Here is a 17,001-nt window from a genome sequence, read left to right as displayed (position 1 = left end):
TCAGTCCCTGTCCGGGTTGCTGGGCTTGAGCCAGAACGGCACGGACGGCTCGCCCTCACCGGAGCCACTGCCACGGCGGCTGCTCGGCAGCCAGAGCGGCGGTGCCTCGGAGGAACGGCCCTTCGGCTCGTCGGCCTGGCGCCGACCGCCTGAACCGCCTGAACCGCCACCACCGAACATCCCGCCGCCCGACGAACCACGACTCGCCGACCGGGACCCGCCAGAACCGCCGGAACCCCCCGAACCGCCCGAGCCACCAGAGCCACCCGAACGACCGGAGCCACTCAGCCAGGATCCACCCGACCCTGACCCGCCCGACCTGGAGCCGCCCGACCCGCCGAACCGCGTACCACCCGACCTGGAGCCGCCGGAGCCGCCAGACCCACCCGCGCCACGGCGTGACGCCCAGCCACCCCCGGAACGCCCGCCGAACCAGCCACCTCCACCGGCCCCGCCACTCCCCGCGCCGACGCTTCCGCCACCGACGCTCCCAGCACCGGCGGCGGACCCACCTGACGCGCCACCTGACGAGCCGCCCGACGTCCGCGCCCCGCCGGGCGGCGGAGTGCCACGGGTGCGGGTCGGCGTGCCGCTCAGGTTGAGCGGCGGCGCGGCCCCGGCACGCGGTGCCGGCACCTGCCGGCCCGCGGCCTTACCACCCTGCTGGTCGGTGTTCAGCGGCGCGGCCGTGGCGGGGACCCGGGTGCCGGACGCGGCCGCGCCTTCAGCGGTCTCCTGCCCACGGGCCCGGCCCTGGGCGACCGTGGACGCCGCCGCCGCGGTGCCCGCCGACGCGCCCATCGCGGCCGCCTGGATGAGCGGCTCGGCCTTGCGCGCACCCCAGCGGCCGATCCTGGCCGCCGCCACCGGCGGCAGCGCCGAAGACGACCGCTCGAGTACGGAGGAGGAGGCGGCGTCGCCGAGCATGCGCGTGGTCAGCGTGTGCCCGTTCATCGAGGCGAACAGATGCTGGAACGGCCGCCGGTAGAAGAACACCGCGATCGTCAGCAGCGCCATGAACAGGATCTGCAGCCCCCACGGCATGGCGGTCGAGATGATCAGCGCGTAGCCGTACACCAGCACGCCGAGCACGAGCGCGAGCACGGCCTGCCGGAGCAGCGTGCCGATCAGCATCTCCACCCAGCGCATGGCGATGATCCGCCCGCTGCCCGGATGCACGCCGATCAGCAGGAACACCGGCCCGAGGATGAGCAGCAGCAGGAAGCCGACCTTCAGGACCAGCAGCGAGACCGCGACCAGGAAGATGAGCACCCCGGCGACCAGGGCGGCGATCAGCGCGCCGATGGCCACGCCGAGCCTGCTGGTCCAGTCGCGGCCAGAGAAGATCATGTAGCGGGAGTCGTTCTTGAGCTTCTCGGCGATCTCGGCGTATTTCGCCTGATGCGCGCCGACGTCCGGCGCCGGTTGATCGGCCGTCGCGGCGGGGATCGACTGTGTCTCCAGCATCGTACGGCCGAAGTCGCGCACGATCGGCTGGTTGGGGTCGGCGGTGCCGAACAGGCCCATCAGCCACGGCTTGCAGACCAGCGTGGACCACAGCGCCTCGGCGTTCTGGTCGACCCCGGGCGTGCCGGTCTGGCCGTAGCCGCCCGCCTTGACCTCCGGGTTCGTCTGGCCGGGGCCGGGCAGGCAGGAGGCGCCGCCCGCGCCGGGCAGGCCGGAGAAGGCCGAGTTGACGACCTCGCCCGTCTTGTCCGTGACGATCGTGCCGAGGCCGGTGAAGTCGCCGGGCCTGCTGAAGAACCAGGTCGCGACCGTGACCGCGAGCACCATCCAGATCACGCCTTCGGCGGTGGTGGTGGCCCGCTTGCGGATCAGTCCGTACCAGGCCAGCCAGATGGCGCCGAGGATGACGATCGGCCGGAGCAGCGGCCAGTACATCGCGTTGGACAGGTTCGTCACGATGTCATCGACCACGTCCTTGATGGACTGCAGCGGCCCTTCCGTAGCCGCGGCCTGGTAGGTGGTGATGGTCACCCGGTCGATCGCCTTGGCCCACAGGAAGATCGTGTTGGCCCAGGTGTTGCCGAGCACCGCGGCGAAGTCAGAGCAGCCCAGGTCGTAGGTGTGCCAGAACTGGCCGCTCATGCCGAACTGGGCGTAGTTGGTGGTCGGCGCCGCCGCCGCGCCGCCCTCGGGAACGGGCGCCTGCATCATGCCGTCGGAGCCGCTGCCGATCACCTCAGGAGCGAGCGCGCCGGACAGGTCGCAGGGGCCCGCGGCGGTGGCGGGTGAGAGCGCGCCCACCACGATCGGCACCACGAGGATGCTCACGAGCAGGGCCAGAGCGAGCGCGAGCCGCCTGGGTAGCCGGATCTTCATGACCGCACCTCCTGCGCTCTGCCGCCCACTCCCCCTTGAAGATCATGATGCCCGTTGTCGCTGGGTTTGTCGTGTGTCGGATTGGTGTCGAGCCAGCGGAGCAGATCTTCGGAGATCAGGTCTACTCCGATGCGGCCCGCCCTGCCATCCAGATCACGGAAAATGCATTCGCCGTTGCCGAGCGATCTCAGCACCGCCTTGTGCTCTTCCGATGCCTCCACGCCCAGCAGGGACATCACGTGATCGACCTCCACCCGCTCGGTGGACCTGAACGCGAAGACCGAGGACAGACAGTTGGTGACCTGCTCGTTCAGCAGGTCACCGGCATTCTGTGAGACGAGCACCAGCGCGGTGTTGCGGGAACGACCCATGCGGCTGACCTCCGGCACCAGCTTCGCACCCTCCGGCGTGGACGTGATCGCCCATGCCTCGTCCAAGAAGATCGCCTTGGGCGCACGGCGGTCCAGGCTGTTCATCAGCCGCCGGGCGAACTGGGAGACCAGGTAGAGCAGCGCGACCGACAGCCGCTGCTCGTAGGAGTAGTCGTCGCGGCCCGTGGCCACGTCGGGCAGCGTCAGGCCACCGAGCGTGAACACGGTGGTCCAGCCCTCGGTGTCGACCTGGTCGCCGCCTGAAGGGTCGAAGCAGAGCTTGGCCAGCCGCATCTCCGACATGGACCGGAGTACGGCGCCGAGGTTCTTGGAGGCGGCGTCCGTGGACTGCTCCAGGAACTCCACCACCTTGCCGAGCGAGGGGTCCACGCCGTTGGACACGGCCGCGACGGCCTGGATCATCGCCGACTCGCGTTCCTCCGACATCCGGGGCAGCAGCAGGCGCAGCGTCTCCGTGGCCATGGTCTTCTTGGCCGCGATGTCGTCGCCGAACGAGAACGGGTCGAGCAGGCCGGGCGCGGCCGAGCCGAGCGGGATGACGCGGGCCTTGCGCTCGCGCTTCTGCAGCAGCTGTACCAGCGACTCGGCGTCGCCCTTGGGGTCGATCACGGCGACGGTGACGCCGCGCAGCGCCATCTGATAGATCATCAGCAGCGCGAGCGTGGTCTTGCCGCCACCGGGCTCGCCGGTGATCGCGATGGCCGTCGGCCGGTTGCGGGTGGCCGCGACGAGCGGGTCGAAGTGCACGATGCTGCGGGCCCTGCCGACGGTCTCCCCGATGTACGGCCCGAGCCAGCCCTCGCTGCCGTCGCCCAGCCGGTCGCCCAGGTCCACGGTCGCCGTGGCCATGCCGCCGGCGATCGTCCGCAGCGGCTGCCGCTGGGCGTAGGCGTTGACCCTGACCTTCTCTCCCGGCAGCGCCTCGCAGAACAGCGAGAACTGGTCGCCCGTCGAGCTGACCACGTCGATGCCCATGTCACGGTAGTGCTCGACGACCGCTTCGACCCGCTGTACGCACAGGTCCTCGGTCGGGGCCGACACGATCAGCCGGTGCCAGCCGTACACGAAGGGCAGCCGCTCCTTCGTGATGCCGTGCTCCAGCATGCGGGCCGCGTCGATCTGCTCGGCGAGCGCGAGCGGCGCCTCCGCGCCGGCCTCGCGGATGTGGATGTCCATGTCGCGCGCGTGCGCGAGCTTGCGCGCGACGTCCTTCGACGCCTTGACCGGCGGGATCAGCCGCATCCTCGACGAGATCTCGACGGGGAAGGGCAACTGATCGGCGAAGTGCAACCACGGCTCGCCGTCCGGGAACGGCATGATGTCCGGGAAACGGGCGAACGACAGCTGCGCGACATAGGAGTCGCCCTGCGGCTGCACGATGCGCAGCAGCGACCTGCCGTTGTGGATCTCACCCTCGACCAGCGACTCGATCTCGCCCTTGCCCCAGCGCCGCTTCGGGCTCGCCGACGGCGGCGGATCACCGAGCGCGCCCGCGGCCGAGTGCTGGAACAGCCACGCCACCTCCACGGAGGTGGCATGCCTGGCGTAGAGGGCGCTGGAGGCGAGTGCCCGGCCCAGCCGTTCGGCCTGCTCGGTCCATCTGCCGATCTCGCCTTCCGGCACTTGGTCGTCCTCGAGCCCGAGCGCCTTCTCCGTACGCTGGTAGAAGCCGAAGAGCTGCCCCAGCACGCCCGCGCCCACCTGCTTGCCCCGAGGGCCGAGGCGGACACCGATGTAGACCTCCTTGGACCAGAAGTCCTTGGCCCAGACGTGCCGGTACATCTCCTCCAGATAGTCGCGCCAGCCCGGCCCCTCGTCGGAGGTGGCGTTGAGCGTCATCGCCCATTCGGCCGCGGGATAGGTGCGGTGCGCGACCCTCAGGTGTACCTCGGCGTCGGGCATCCGGATCGTGGCCAGCGCGATCGTGATGTTGGTGGCCAGCGCCTCACGCTCTTCGGGCGTGACGAACTCGTAGCTGATCGTCGGAAGGCGGAAATACGCCCATGCGCAGGTGTTGGTGAGCAGGATGCGGTCGTCGAAATAGCGGACCGCCAGGCGCTGATGCGCTCGGGACCCCCTGCTCATGCCGCCCCCTCGGCGCATGAACAAGTCAGGCCTGCTCGCATGTTCACTTATCGCTCACCGATTCTCGTGCCCGGGGGGTCACTCGCCAACTCCTCTTCGCTCGGACGGACCGTCTGTGCCGCAAAGCCCGCGACCACGACCCCGGCGAGGGCGAGGTAGGCCCGCCGCCCGGCCGCGCGCAACTGCCCAGGATCGACCACCCCGTCGCCGCCCGGCGCCAGGTCGTCCTCCCAGGGGACCCTGACGATGGCCCGGCACCTGCCGCTGGCCACCGACTCCGCCTGCTCGACGTCGGCCATCGAACGCCTGCTCACGCCGTTGACCACCATGACCGCCCGCCTGCGCAGGTCCGCGCAGCCGTGCCCGTCGAGCCACTCGTACGTCATCGCCACCGCCTCGGGCGCCTCCTCACTCGCGGGGACCACCAGGACCAGCTGGTCGGCGTACGGAAGCACGCGAGCCGCGAGCGCGGCGGCCGGGTCCATGACGGCCAGCTTGTAGTGCCGGTCGAGCAGGTGCATGGCCTGGCCCAGCCGGTGGTCGGAGAACAGCGTCCGGTCGGACAGCCGCTGCTCGGCGTCCGCGTCGGTGTCGGCGCCGATCACCTCCAGCCCCGACCCGGTGCGCGTGGTGTAGCCCCGCATGGTCAGGTAGCCACTGACCCGCTCGAGCCCCGCCAGCAACGAGGCCAGCGTCTCGGGGGTCTCCGGGTCGATCCTGCTGGTCAGGGTGTGGCCACCGATGTTGGCATCGATGGCCACGACCCGGTCGTCGCGATACTGGGCGAAGGTGTGCCCCAGCATCAGCGCGGTCGTGCTCTGCCCGGCGCCACCGGTGCAGCCGAGCACCACGACCCGGCGACTGCCGCTGAACACCGCCCTGGTCCGGGCCTCGTCGATCTCCGATCCATCGGTCCGCACGCTGCCGCCGCCGACGACCACCTGCGCGATCCGCCGCCAGCCACCGGAGTCGCGGCCGACCACGGACTCGACCCGCCGCACCCGCTCGCCCGGCGTGGGCCCCTGGGTGATCTGCCTGGCCACGGGCGCCCGCACGACCTGCTCACTCTGCTCGCTTTCGAACGGCCCGCCGCCCACTGCCTCGTCCGCGGACATCCCGCTGTCGCGGTCGCTCGCGGACATCCCGCTGTCGCGGTCGCTTGCCGGCGCGGCTCGCTCGCCCTTCGCGGGGCCGGCCCCTTGACGGCCGCGCTCGCCCTTCGCCGGGCCGTTCTCCTGACGGGCCCGCTCGCTCTTGGCGGGGCCGATCTCGTGGACGGACGCGGTGGTCGCGGACTTGGCGACAAACGCGGTGGTCTCGGGGTCGGGGACGGACGCGATGGTCGCGGGGTCGTGGACGGACGCGGTGGTCGCGGGCTCGCCGCGCCCCACGGGAGCCGTCCCGGCCTTCGGGGCCTCGTCGTCGCGCGTCACCGGCCGGATGAAGCGCACCGGCTTGCTTTCGGGGCTGAGCGGCGGCCAGAGCCGTTGCACGTCCGGGAACACGAGCGGCGGGCTCTGCCTGGGCGGCTTCCCCTTCCTGTGCTGGTCACGCGCCACCTCATCCACCCCGGCCGCGCGCACCTCCTCGGGACCGGCGCCGTCGGAGGGGGTCACGTCGCCGTCGGAGGGGGTCACGTCAGAGGGAGTCGCGTCAGCGGGCGCCGTCTCAGCGCTCGCGGTCTCAGAGGGGGCCGCCTCAGAAGGGTCCGCCTCGGCGCGGGTCACCTCGGCGCGTGCCGCCCCGCTGGACGCCGTCGTGTCGGCGCTGGACGCCGTCGTGTCGGCGCTCGCCGCCAACCTACGCAGCCGCCGCAGCGCCTCTGTGTCGATCGGCTTTCCGGCCACCCGGGCTACGTCCTCGCCGCTCCTGTCGATCGGCTTCTCGGCCACCAGGGCGACGTCTTCGCTACCTCTGTCGATCGGCTTCCCGGTCGCCTGGACGACCTCTTCGCCGCCCTCGTCCCCCTGTACGGCGATCAGTGGCGGCCCCGTCGGCCGTGAACCGCTCTCAGCGGTCTTGCCCACCCTCGACCCCACACCCGATGTCTCGTCCGCCGACGAGCCCGTCTTGGCCGACCGTGAGCCCATCGCGAGCGTCTTGTCCGGATGAACGGACGGCTCAGGCTGTCGTACCGACGGCTGGACCGCGAGCTCGGTGCCCAGGGCGGGCGCGGTGCCGCGGCGCGTGATCGAGCCCCAGCCGGGGCGGGCGGGCCTGGGCTCGGCGACCGGGGCCTGGGCGGCCGCCGCGGCGGCGGCCGCGACCGCGGGGCGGACCTGGCGTGGGCCGGTCACCGGCTCGGCGCCGACGGCCCGCCTGGTCTCGGTGGCGATCTCCAGCTCGGCGCGACGCTTGGGCTGGCGTGCCTTGCGCGGCGCCTTGACCCGCTTGGGCGTGACCTGCCAGACGCGTCCCGCGAAGGTGACCATCTCGGGCTCGGAAGTCGGCGCCATCCGGCACCAGGCCCGCGGCTCGCCCACGTAGCGCAGCTGCGACTGCAGGAGCTCGGTCAAGCGCTTGCTCTCGATCACCGGGCGGGTGGACAGCCAGGTGACGACACCCGGTGGTACCAGGTAAAGCACGTGCCATGGTGCGGCGAAAGGGATGTGCAAGAGCATGAGGAGCAGGGACCATGGAGCCAGGACGCCGACGAACACACCGATCCACACGATCGGGAGGGGCATCGGCAGCCGTAGGTCGTACAGCTTGTAGAGCCGCTTCTCAATTCGCCAGATATTGGTATACGTGGGCAGGTCCACGCGGTCCTCCTCTCCACCCGCTCGTACAATGACCGCCCTTGAGCGGTCTCAATCCTTTACTTGATGCCCAGTGCTCCCGCGATCGCCTTCGCCGTCACCTCAATGATGTTGGGCACGTAGAAGATCACGCCGATGGCGATGGCCAGGATGAGGAACTGCACGAACCTCGTGATCTCGCGCGTGAAGAGGAAGAACAGCGCGACCACGGAGACGACGACGAGGAAGAGCGGGGCGAAGAAGGCCCGCAGGAAGTTGGCGAGCCCCTCGGAGTCGATGCCGGTGGGGGCGGGCGTTGGCGTCATTTCGATCAGGTTGAGCACTATCGTTTTCAAGATCACTTCTTTGTCCTCCCGGGGGTACCGATCAACAAGGCGTTCGTGCGTCTACCCAACGGCCCGACCGGCACCGCGGATGTCGTCGACGTACCATTTGTCGCCCTGCTTCTCGACGGTGAGGCGATATGCCTGCTCCAGGCGGGCGCCGACCGCGTTGGCGTCGGTGGCGTTCGGATCGGCCGACGGCGTCGCGCCACTCGGCACGCTCCACACCACGACCACCTGGATCTCTCGAGTGGTGGCGCCCCCCACAGGCACCACGATGTCCTTGAGCTCGGCGAAGGTGAAGGCGCCGCCGAAGCTCGCGATGCTCTTGCCCGGGGCGACATAACGCTGCAGCCCCGTCGTGTCGCCTGAGCCGTAGTTCTTGAAGAAGTCCTCCAGCTGCGGCTTGAGCTCGGCGGCTGCGGCGTCGTCGTTCTCGGGCTTGGCGAGCTGAGGCAGGTCGGCCCGGCCGGGCGCGGGCAGTATGGCGGGCCGGCCGGAGACGACGAATCTGCCGCCGCCGTCGTCCGAGTAGTAGATCGGGACCGACAGCATCATCCGGCGGGAGCCCGACTGGAAGGCCACGGTGACGATCGCGTCGCTGGCGCTGGTGGCCTCGATGTCGTACGGCTGGATCGCGACGGCGGCCAGTTTGCCGTTGCCGTCCCAGCCCATCTGCTGATCCATGCCGTCCGCCAGGAACGCGGCCAGCTTGCCCGCCCTGCTCGGCGCGTCGGCGGGAGTGAAATTCAGATAGACGCCGGCGAACTGGGCCGCGAACGCCATGCCGCGGTCGGCCGGGAATCCGTGATTGGCCACGGGCGCCTCGTTCGGAGCCGCCGCGCCACTCTGAGTAAATCTCTCAAATGGGGCACGGACCCCATTGACCACGATAACTATAATAAGCGCCCAAAGAACGATACGGCCGGTCCACACCAGCCATCTCCCCCCGGCGCCAGACCAGCCGCCACGACGCGGCCTGCGGGCAGGCGACACGTCGAAGTCGGCCATGTCATGGCGAGCCGAAAGCTCGGGGTCGCCAGGGATCCGAGGACCCTGCTGGACGGTTGACCTACGAGCCATCACGCCTCCGCTCGCGCCGATCCCCCGGGCTGGCGCGGTGTCGTCCGTTGCCGATCCCCATCATCCGCGGTGAAGCAGTCACCCTACCGGTCTCCGCCATTGTTCCAGGAAAGCCACGCCCATGCTGCAGGCATCGCCGTCCATGGGCAAACCAGGTTGTGTATGCCACGCTGGAGTGCCAACTCTTGTCACTTCCCCTGCCAAATGGGCATTTGACCAGGCCAGAGGCCGGTAATGGCATAGCCCCGCGGCCACGGATTCCTGTCCAAACCAGCCATGGACTCTCTTTGACCTGCGGAATTGGTATAACACGCGAACGGCCGCATGCCCGTGAGGGGGCCTGCGGCCGGGTGCGTGGCGCGCCCTCAGGCAGGCTCTGGGTCCTGCCCCAAGTCGCGCCGTCTCCTGCTACGCAGATCGACCACCGTGGGCGCCACCGATCGCTCCAGCGAACCACGCAGGCCTTCGAGCATGGTGGCGGCGTCCTGCCCACGCACCCGCATGGCGAGCTCTTCGCGCTCGTCCACTTTCCTGCGCAAGTACGCCTCGCGATTGACGCGCAGACCGTACATGAGCTCGACCCGCAACAGGGCGAGCTCCTCTTCGAGGCTGATGCCCGCCAGTGAAGGTGCGGGACGTCGTTTCCGGATAATGCGACGGATCATGAGGGCCCTCCCGAGTCAGCGTAAACGCTGTGACGATTCGACGCGTAGGGGCCCAAAGTGGTTGACAACTCACTTATCCGAGAATCAGCCGTTGAAGCAGAGCTCCCGGCCGCGGTTCGTCCACCTGCGGCCGGTTATCGACCGGCGGGGCGCCGTCGTGTCCGGCTCAGGCTGACCGGGCACCCACCGTCAGGGCGCGCAGTTCCCGCGCCGAAGGCAGAGCGCGGGCCTTCTCCGGCAAGGCATCGATGATCAGATGGGCCGCTGAGATCACTCGGGTATCGCGTCGCTCGGTGGGTAGCGCGTCGAGGAGTCGCAACGCCCGATGCGTGCCCTCGGCAGGATCGGTGCGGGCGTGGAGCGCGGCGCCATAGAGCGCGAGCAGGGTCGCTGTGCGATGCCCCGCCGGATAGAAGCTCTCGGCTGTATGGCGGGCATCCTCGGCGCGCTTGGTGTCCCCCGCGAGCGTGTAGATCAGTGTTCGGTCGTACCACAGCGCACGGCCTTGACGTGAGTCTCCCGAGGAAGACAGCCGCTCGTATGTCTCCTCAGTGCGGCGTAGCGCGGTGATCGCCTCATCGTGGCGCCCGATCGTCGAAAGGATCGCAGCCTCGACTCCGAGAGCGGCCACGAGCGGCGCGCTGGGGGCATCTCCCGCGAGACGACGTGCTTCGCGTGCCACAAGAAGCACACTGTCGAGGTCCTCATCCGGATCATGTCGCCGGTAACCCGCTTCCCAGCCTCGCAGCCACGACGCCAGGAGATCATCACCGGACTGCTCGCTCAGCTGACGGGCTTGTGCCCACCATCGGTGCGCCTCGCGACGGTTGCCCAGGTCGAACCACTTGCCACCGATCAGGGCCGCGTGACGCGCGGCTGCATGGGCGAGGTCACGCTGGGCGTTCCCCCGGGACGCGTTGCGCGCAGGGGCGGAACCCACCGTGGATGCCGACACCTTCGACGCGCTGAAGGTCGAGGTCGCCCGGCAGGAAGAGATCGCCAAGCGGGTGATCTCATGATCCGGCGACAGCCTGCCCGCGCCCCCGGACGGCACCGTAACGGCCAGGCTCACACCAAGGTGTACCGCCGCCTGTGGGATGGCCCGGCCCGCGCCGAGGCTGAACTACTCGATCAGACATGGCCCGGTTGGAGCGTGCTCTACAGCCTCGGCAACCGCCGTTTCTACGCCGTGGCGGCATGGCCGGCACCGAGGCCGTTGATCGTCGAAGACGACACTCCAGAAGGCTTGGAGGAGCGGATGCGCGAGGCAGAGTCGGCCTTCACTTGGTACGCGCCCCTCATCCCTCCCCAGAGCAGGCACGGCGGTACCGCTTCCCTGGCGTACGCCGCCGTGCCGTAGTTACCGCCTGGCTGCTCTTGGAGTCAGCTGCCATAGAGGGTGGGCAGATCGACCAGGGCGAGGGGGTTCCAGGGTGGCGATCCGCCGCTCACAGTGGCCAAGCGGTCAGCAATTCGCCAGGGCCGTAGGCGGCATCGAGCCCCGGACAGTCGACTCCGCTGCGCGAGACAGCCACCACTGGAACGGGCTCGTCGGTGAGCGCGGCGCGGTGCCGGTGAAGGGCTGCCAGGTCGTGCCGGTCGAAGGGGGATTGCTCCATCCACTTGATGGAGCCGACGAAGAGCAGTTCCTTGGCGATGGGGGCGCGGTCCGCCCCGACAATATCGATCTCGATGTCGTTGGTGCGTGTCCAGTAGCCGCCCACCGCAGGGGCCGCGGGCAGCCGGTCGTCCGGCAGTATCCGGGCGAGCGCCTCGCGGACGAGCGGCTCGACCGCCCGGCCGCGCCAGCTGGTCCAGTTGTCCCGGATCCGCGCCAAAGTCAGATCTCCCCGTCCCCCGCTCGATCTCCTCCATGGAAGGACCGAGAAGATGCAGCCAAAACCGCAGGTACGGATCCGCCACCCGGTAGCGGCGATCCTTCGACGGGCGCAAGGACACGGGCAAATCCGCGGCAATGACCCGCTTGTTTGTGAGCAGTTCCAGCGCTCGCTGTAGCGGCGTGGCGCCGGTCCCGCCGGCCGCACGGGCGATGTTGGTGAAGGTACGCTCGCCACTACCGATCGCCGCCAGCACCGCACGGGCCTGAGCCTGCGGCGGGAACTCCGCGGCCAGCGAGCGCTCGGCGGACACCAGCAATGCCGAGACCGGATCGTTCAGCGACTCGCCGAGGAAGTCCCACAGTCCCGCGCCGTGCGGCCACTCCGCGCAGATCAGCGGCAGCCCGCCGGGGACCAGTGCGGCGTCGAAGGCTCCTAGCGTTCCCGGCGCATGTTACTAACATCAATGTTAGTAACAACAATGTTAGTAACGTCATCCGGCGCGGGAAAGCGCCAAGGGCCCGGCCCCCTGAACGTTGAAGCGGAACTCCACCGTGCACCCGCGCTTGTGTCGTCCGAAGACTGGCCGCTCTTGGAGTCAGCTGCCATAGAGGGTGAGCAGATCGACCAGGAGGAGGTCGTCACGGCGGCCGGCCAGATCGACCAGGTCGGGGTGGAAGCCGTGCAGAGAGTACAGGGCGAGAGTGGTGCCGGCGGTGTCATACCCCTGATCTGCGAGCAGGGCACGAATGCGTTCCAGGCGCTCCAGGTCACCGGTCCCCCGGCGGGCGGCGGTCGCCTTGGCCTCACCGAGGAGCGCGATCCTCGCTCGGAGGGCCTGCGGGCGTTCGCCGGCGGCCAGAGCGATGACGTCGACCTCGTGCTTCGTGCGGCCGGCCTGGTCGGCGACCTCGGTGGTGCCGACCGAACCGGGCAGCCCACCGGGCAGCAGGGTGTGGGCGTAACGGCGGGTGAAGTCGCGGGCCAGGTCCTCGAAGTGCGGTCCGAGGATCTTGGAGTTGAAGGTCGGAGCGGCCTGCTGCCACACCTGCTCGGCGAAGCCCTGCTCTACGGCGGCGGCCTGCGGGAGGGTGATGAGCTGGTTGAAGCGGATGACGGGGTCGGCGAGGGTGATGACGGGGTGCCTGGAGCGGAGGATGTCCTGTTCGCGCCGGATGTAGCCGGTGGATTCCAGCACTCCGAGGGGGTAAGCGACGGCGTTGCGCGGGCGCTCCAGGGCAGCACCGATCTTGCTGGGGGTGGTGGCGCCCTGCGCGATCGCGGTGAGGATGTCGTAGTACAGGGTGTGCTGCGTGATCCTCGGGTCCTCGCGCAGCAGGTACTCGGTCTCGGCGCGGGAGTACACCGCACGCCCCGGATCGAGCAGTGTCCGGGTCAGCCAAGCGTCGAAGCCGTCGTCCGGATGCGGACGGGCGGCCACCGGCCGGTAGCCCGGGGCCCCACCGAGGACCGCGTGCACCTTCAGCGCGGTCAGCGGGTCATCGATCCGCCAGAAGGCCCGGCTGTCCCGGTAGCCGAAGGCACCCAGCCGTAGATCGACCACCGCACGGCCGCGCAGCGGCTTGGTCCCTGAGAGCAGTTCGTGCATGACGCTCATCGCGGAGCCGCACAGGATCAGCCGCGGACCCGACCCTGCACCCGGCCGGGCGCCGCGCTGGCGCTCGTCGTAGAGCTGTTGCAGCAGTCCCGGGATTTCGGGCGAGTGCTGGAGCAGGTACGGCAACTCGTCGATCACCAGGAGCGGGTGCGACGAACGGGCGGTCACATCAAGGGCATTGGACAGGACGTCACGCCAGTCGGTCAGGCGCAGGCTCCCCGGCCTCAGCCCGGCGTGGGCGGCGACCGCGTCACTGAACCGCCGGATCGCGGGCAGCCGCCCTTCCTCCCGCACGGCCGTGACATACAGGCCGCCGACCTGCTCGGACAGGGCCTGCAGAAGGTACGACTTCCCATGCCGCCGCCGCCCGGACACGATGCCGAGCCGCATCGCCGGGTCCGGATCGGTGAGGAACTCAGCGAGTAGATCCCACTCCCGGTCCCGATCGACCACGTGGTCCGGCTTGGTCGGCAGGCTCTCCTCCACCCATCCTCCTACATTTCGACTGCGACGGAATATGGCTAAGTCTACTTCGACGCATTCCGTCGTACCGGGATGTGCTGAGGCTCCAGACCAACAGGAAAGGGGCCCACCCTCAAAGGTGGACCCCTTCTGACCTGACCCGCACTCCGAAACGCCAGAAATCAAACGTTGAAGCGGAACTCCACAACATCTCCGTCACGCATGACGTAGTCCTTGCCCTCGATGCGGGCCTTGCCCACCGAGCGGGCGCTGGCGATGGAGCCCGCCTCGACCAGGTCGTCGAACGAGACGACCTCGGCCTTGATGAAGCCGCGCTGGAAGTCGGTGTGGATCACGCCGGCGGCCTCGGGCGCGGTGGCGCCCTTGCGGATCGTCCAGGCCCTGGTCTCCTTGGGCCCGGCCGTCAGGTAGGTCTGCAGGCCGAGCGTCTCGAAGCCCACTCTCGCCAGCTGCGACAGGCCGGACTCCTCCTGGCCCACCGACTGCAGCAGCTCCAGTGCCTCCTCGTCGTCGAGCTCGACCAGCTCCGACTCGATCTTGGCGTCGAGGAAGACCGCCTCGGCCGGGGCGACCAGGGTGGACAGCTGCTCCCTGAGCGCGGCGTCGATCAGCTCGTCGGCGTCGAGGTTGAACACGTAGAGGAAGGGCTTGGCCGTCAGCAGGTGGAGCTCGCGCAGCTCCTCGCGGTCGAGGCCGCTCTCGAAGATGGTCTTGCCGGTCTCGAGCACGGCCAGGGCGGCCTCGGCGGCCTCCAGCGCGACCTTCTTGTCCTTATTGTGGCGCGCCTCCTTCTGCAGGCGCGGCACGGCCTTCTCGACGGTCTGCAGGTCGGCCATGATCAACTCGGTGTTGATGGTCTCGATGTCGCGCTTGGGGGAGATCTCGCCGTCGACGTGCGTGACGTCGGGGTCGGTGAAGACCCGGATCACCTGGCAGATGGCGTCGGTGTCGCGGATGTTGGCGAGGAACTGGTTGCCCCGCCCCTGCCCCTCCGAGGCGCCCTTGACCAGGCCGGCGATGTCGACGAACTCCACCTTGGCGGGCAGCACCTTCGCCGAGGAGAAGATCTCGGCCAGCTTGGGCAGGCGGTCGTCGGGCACGCCCACGATGCCCACGTTGGGCTCGATGGTGGCGAACGGGTAGTTCGCGGCTAGGGCGTTGCCGGTCTTGGTCAACGCGTTGAACAGCGTGGACTTGCCGACGTTGGGCAAACCGACAATGCCGATGGAGAGGCTCACGTTCGCCGAGTTTACTTGCTCACAAGACTCAGGCAGGTCACGGGCCGATAGGAGCCCCGAGCCTCCAGGTAGCGCTCGGAGCTGCCCGGGCAGCTCGCGGCGGACTCGGCGAACGCGGTCACCCGCGCCCAGGCCCTCGGCGACGCGCAGGCGACCCGGTCGATCGCCGACCTGGTCACCGCGCCGGGCCCCGGCTCGGCCACGCACATCCCCCGGCCGAGCACCTTGCCGCCCCGGCCCAGGCAGATCACGGCGTCGCCGGACGGCGTGCCGGGTGCCGGACCGCCCAAGGTGAGCGTGTCGAGGGTGGTCGCGGGGCAGCTCGACGGTGAACGGACGAGGGCGACGGCTCTGCCGTACCAGCCGGACTCCGAACACGGCCGCTCGCGGCCGTCGAGCGCGACGCAGTCGCCCGGTCTGAGCACGCCCCCGCCACCGCCCGGCGCGCCGGGGTGCGGTTCGAGGAAGTTGCGTACGCAGGCGGCGCGCCCTCCGTCGATGCGCAGGACGTCGTCGACGTCGTCGGGGCAGGCGCCCGGCCCCGGCGGGTCGGCGGACACGGCGACCACCTCGGAGTCACCGCCGTTGCAGGGCGTCAGGTCGTAGCGTTCGGCGGATCGGCGTACGCACGCGCCGGCCTCCCACCGCAGTACCGGCCGGAAGTTAGGGGCGGCGACGAGGCGCGGGGAGCCGGCGCGGACGACCACCACCGCCAGCGCGGCCACGCCGGCCGCCACGGCGAGCGCCGCCACGAGCGACAACGTCGGCCGCCATCGGGTAATCATACAAGTACTGTCGGTGACCGAGGATGAGGCGCACAAGCGGAATGCCCAAGCGTGTCGGAGAGATCCGCGATCAATGACCTGCAATCATCGTTCGGGTGGACAAGCGGTGGAGCGGTAGTGGATAGCGGAGTGGATGTCGTCTCGCTTCTCATCGGCCTCGCCGTCGGGTTGGCCATCGGGTTCATGATCGCCCGCACCCGGGCGGCGGTGCGGCTGGCCGAGTCCGACGCCAAGGCCAGATCGGCCGCCGACAAACTCGTCTACGTCGAGGAGCAGCTCGCCGAGCGCTTCCAGGCGCTGTCCACCCGGGCGCTCGACGTCAACAATCTCCGCTTCCTGGAGCTGGCCGAGACCCGGCTGGCCGCCAGCCGCGCCGAGGCCAGCGGCGACCTCGACCAGCGCAGGCAGGCGGTCGAGCACCTGGTCGAACCGCTGAAGGACGCGCTCACGCGGGTGGAGGCCCAGCTGCGCGACACCGAGTCGGCCCAGCGCGCCGGCCGGGCCGAGCTGGCCAAGCAGATGGAGTTCGTCCGGCAGAGCAGTGTGGAGCTGCGTTCGCAGACCATGGCGCTGGTCCGGGCGCTGCAACGGCCCGAGGCCCGTGGCCGGTGGGGCGAGCTGCAGTTGCGCAGGGTCGCCGAGATCGCCGGGATGCAGCGCTACTGCGACTTCGACGAACAGGTCACCGAGGGCGCCATGCGGCCCGACATGATCGTGCGGCTGGCCGGCGGCAAGAACATCGTGATCGACTCCAAGGTGTCGCTGGCCGCCTATCTGGAGGCCGCGGAGGCGTCCGACGAGTCGCTGGCCACCGTGCGGCTCGACGCGCACGCCAGGCACGTACGCGAGCACGTCGACCGGCTGGCCGCCAAGACGTACTGGCAGGGGTTCAACCCGTCGCCGGAGTTCGTGGTGCTGTTCATCCCCGGCGAGGCGTTCCTGGCGCCCGCGCTGGAGCGGGATCCGGCGCTGCTGGAGTACGCGATGACGCGCCGCGTGCACATCGCCACCCCGACCACGCTGATCACGATGCTGCGCACCGCCCAGTACGCCTGGCAACAGGCCGCGCTGAGCGAGAACGCGCGCGCGGTGTTCGAGCTGGGCAAGGAGCTGTACGAGCGGCTCTCGTCGCTGGGCAGGAATGTCGAGTCCCTGGGCAAGTCCCTGACCCGGGCCGTCGAGGCGTACAACAAGACTGTGGGATCGCTCGAAAGCCGCGTGCTGGTCAGCGCGCGCAAGCTGCACGATCTGGGCGTCGTCGACGGCGAGCTCGACGCTCCGGAGATGCTGGACGGCCTGCCCAGGCCGCTGGCCTCGCCCGAACTGCTGGAAACCTCGTCTCTGATCTCGCACGCGAACGGTAAGTTGGCCAACGGGTCGCAGTAAGGG

At 69.7% G+C, this 17,001-nt stretch carries 13 protein-coding genes; 2 read left to right on the top strand and 11 right to left on the bottom strand.

Going from position 1 to position 17,001, the window contains the following annotated elements; translation table 11 throughout:
- The 7 genes from AB0H88_RS34095 to AB0H88_RS34065 form a co-directional block, all read right to left on the bottom strand.
- Window positions 1–2,343, bottom strand: a complete 2,343-nt coding sequence (locus tag AB0H88_RS34095) for a type IV secretion system protein (RefSeq protein WP_357651798.1) — start codon at window positions 2,341–2,343, stop codon at window positions 1–3.
- Window positions 2,340–4,820 (bottom strand): ATP-binding protein, encoded by a 2,481-nt coding sequence (locus tag AB0H88_RS34090; RefSeq protein ID WP_357651795.1) that lies wholly within the window; start codon window positions 4,818–4,820, stop codon window positions 2,340–2,342. Before AB0H88_RS34090 ends, AB0H88_RS34095 begins: the two co-directional genes overlap by 4 nt.
- A gap of 47 nt (window positions 4,821–4,867) precedes the next feature.
- Complete coding sequence (locus AB0H88_RS34085; protein WP_357651793.1) at window positions 4,868–7,582, bottom strand: TcpE family conjugal transfer membrane protein; 2,715 nt, start codon at window positions 7,580–7,582, stop codon at window positions 4,868–4,870.
- Window positions 7,583–7,638: 56 nt separating this feature from the next.
- Entirely contained in the window at window positions 7,639–7,884 is a 246-nt protein-coding gene (locus tag AB0H88_RS34080) for a hypothetical protein (RefSeq protein WP_357652102.1), read from the bottom strand.
- A gap of 81 nt (window positions 7,885–7,965) precedes the next feature.
- Window positions 7,966–8,721: a conjugal transfer protein gene (locus AB0H88_RS34075; protein WP_357651790.1), complete on the bottom strand. Its 756-nt coding sequence runs from the start codon at window positions 8,719–8,721 to the stop codon at window positions 7,966–7,968.
- A 629-nt stretch (window positions 8,722–9,350) separates the two neighbouring features.
- Window positions 9,351–9,650, bottom strand: coding sequence for a hypothetical protein (locus tag AB0H88_RS34070; protein ID WP_225296516.1), 300 nt, complete (start codon window positions 9,648–9,650; stop codon window positions 9,351–9,353).
- A 166-nt stretch (window positions 9,651–9,816) separates the two neighbouring features.
- On the bottom strand, window positions 9,817–10,653 hold the full coding sequence (locus AB0H88_RS34065; RefSeq protein WP_357651787.1) for a hypothetical protein: 837 nt from the start codon (window positions 10,651–10,653) through the stop codon (window positions 9,817–9,819).
- A gap of 12 nt (window positions 10,654–10,665) precedes the next feature.
- On the opposite strand from AB0H88_RS34065, the gene AB0H88_RS34060 reads away from it, so the two are divergent.
- Window positions 10,666–11,010 (top strand): hypothetical protein, encoded by a 345-nt coding sequence (locus AB0H88_RS34060; RefSeq protein WP_357651785.1) that lies wholly within the window; start codon window positions 10,666–10,668, stop codon window positions 11,008–11,010.
- A gap of 88 nt (window positions 11,011–11,098) precedes the next feature.
- On the opposite strand, the gene AB0H88_RS34055 is transcribed toward AB0H88_RS34060, so the two are convergent.
- The 4 genes from AB0H88_RS34055 to AB0H88_RS34040 form a co-directional block, all read right to left on the bottom strand.
- Window positions 11,099–11,488 carry a DUF234 domain-containing protein gene (locus tag AB0H88_RS34055; protein ID WP_357651782.1) on the bottom strand — a complete coding sequence of 130 codons (390 nt, stop codon included), beginning with the start codon at window positions 11,486–11,488 and terminating at the stop codon, window positions 11,099–11,101.
- A gap of 598 nt (window positions 11,489–12,086) precedes the next feature.
- Window positions 12,087–13,592: an ATP-binding protein gene (locus AB0H88_RS34050; protein WP_357651780.1), complete on the bottom strand. Its 1,506-nt coding sequence runs from the start codon at window positions 13,590–13,592 to the stop codon at window positions 12,087–12,089.
- 158 nt (window positions 13,593–13,750) lie between these two features.
- Window positions 13,751–14,827, bottom strand: coding sequence for a redox-regulated ATPase YchF (gene ychF, locus AB0H88_RS34045; protein WP_357651778.1), 1,077 nt, complete (start codon window positions 14,825–14,827; stop codon window positions 13,751–13,753).
- Between the two features lie 11 nt (window positions 14,828–14,838).
- On the bottom strand, window positions 14,839–15,612 hold the full coding sequence (locus AB0H88_RS34040; protein WP_357651775.1) for a hypothetical protein: 774 nt from the start codon (window positions 15,610–15,612) through the stop codon (window positions 14,839–14,841).
- Between the two features lie 117 nt (window positions 15,613–15,729).
- Here AB0H88_RS34040 and AB0H88_RS34035 point away from each other — a divergent pair, with 117 nt between their 5' ends.
- Window positions 15,730–16,998 (top strand): DNA recombination protein RmuC, encoded by a 1,269-nt coding sequence (locus tag AB0H88_RS34035; protein WP_357651773.1) that lies wholly within the window; start codon window positions 15,730–15,732, stop codon window positions 16,996–16,998.
- The last annotated feature ends 3 nt before the right edge of the window (window positions 16,999–17,001 follow it).

The organism is Nonomuraea sp. NPDC050680 (assembly GCF_040654555.1).
Taxonomy (GTDB): domain Bacteria; phylum Actinomycetota; class Actinomycetes; order Streptosporangiales; family Streptosporangiaceae; genus Nonomuraea.
Note: the sequence above shows the minus strand (reverse complement) of the source record. Positions and strands in the feature narration are given on the sequence as shown.

Coding starts and splice junctions, on each gene's coding strand:
- AB0H88_RS34095 (WP_357651798.1), bottom strand. CDS start 2,343: ATGAAGATCCGGCTACCCAGGCGGCTCGCGCTCGCTCTGGCCCTGCTC.
- AB0H88_RS34040 (WP_357651775.1), bottom strand. CDS start 15,612: ATGATTACCCGATGGCGGCCGACGTTGTCGCTCGTGGCGGCGCTCGCC.
- AB0H88_RS34090 (WP_357651795.1), bottom strand. CDS start 4,820: ATGAGCAGGGGGTCCCGAGCGCATCAGCGCCTGGCGGTCCGCTATTTC.
- AB0H88_RS34060 (WP_357651785.1), top strand. CDS start 10,666: ATGATCCGGCGACAGCCTGCCCGCGCCCCCGGACGGCACCGTAACGGC.
- AB0H88_RS34070 (WP_225296516.1), bottom strand. CDS start 9,650: ATGATCCGTCGCATTATCCGGAAACGACGTCCCGCACCTTCACTGGCG.
- AB0H88_RS34080 (WP_357652102.1), bottom strand. CDS start 7,884: ATGACGCCAACGCCCGCCCCCACCGGCATCGACTCCGAGGGGCTCGCC.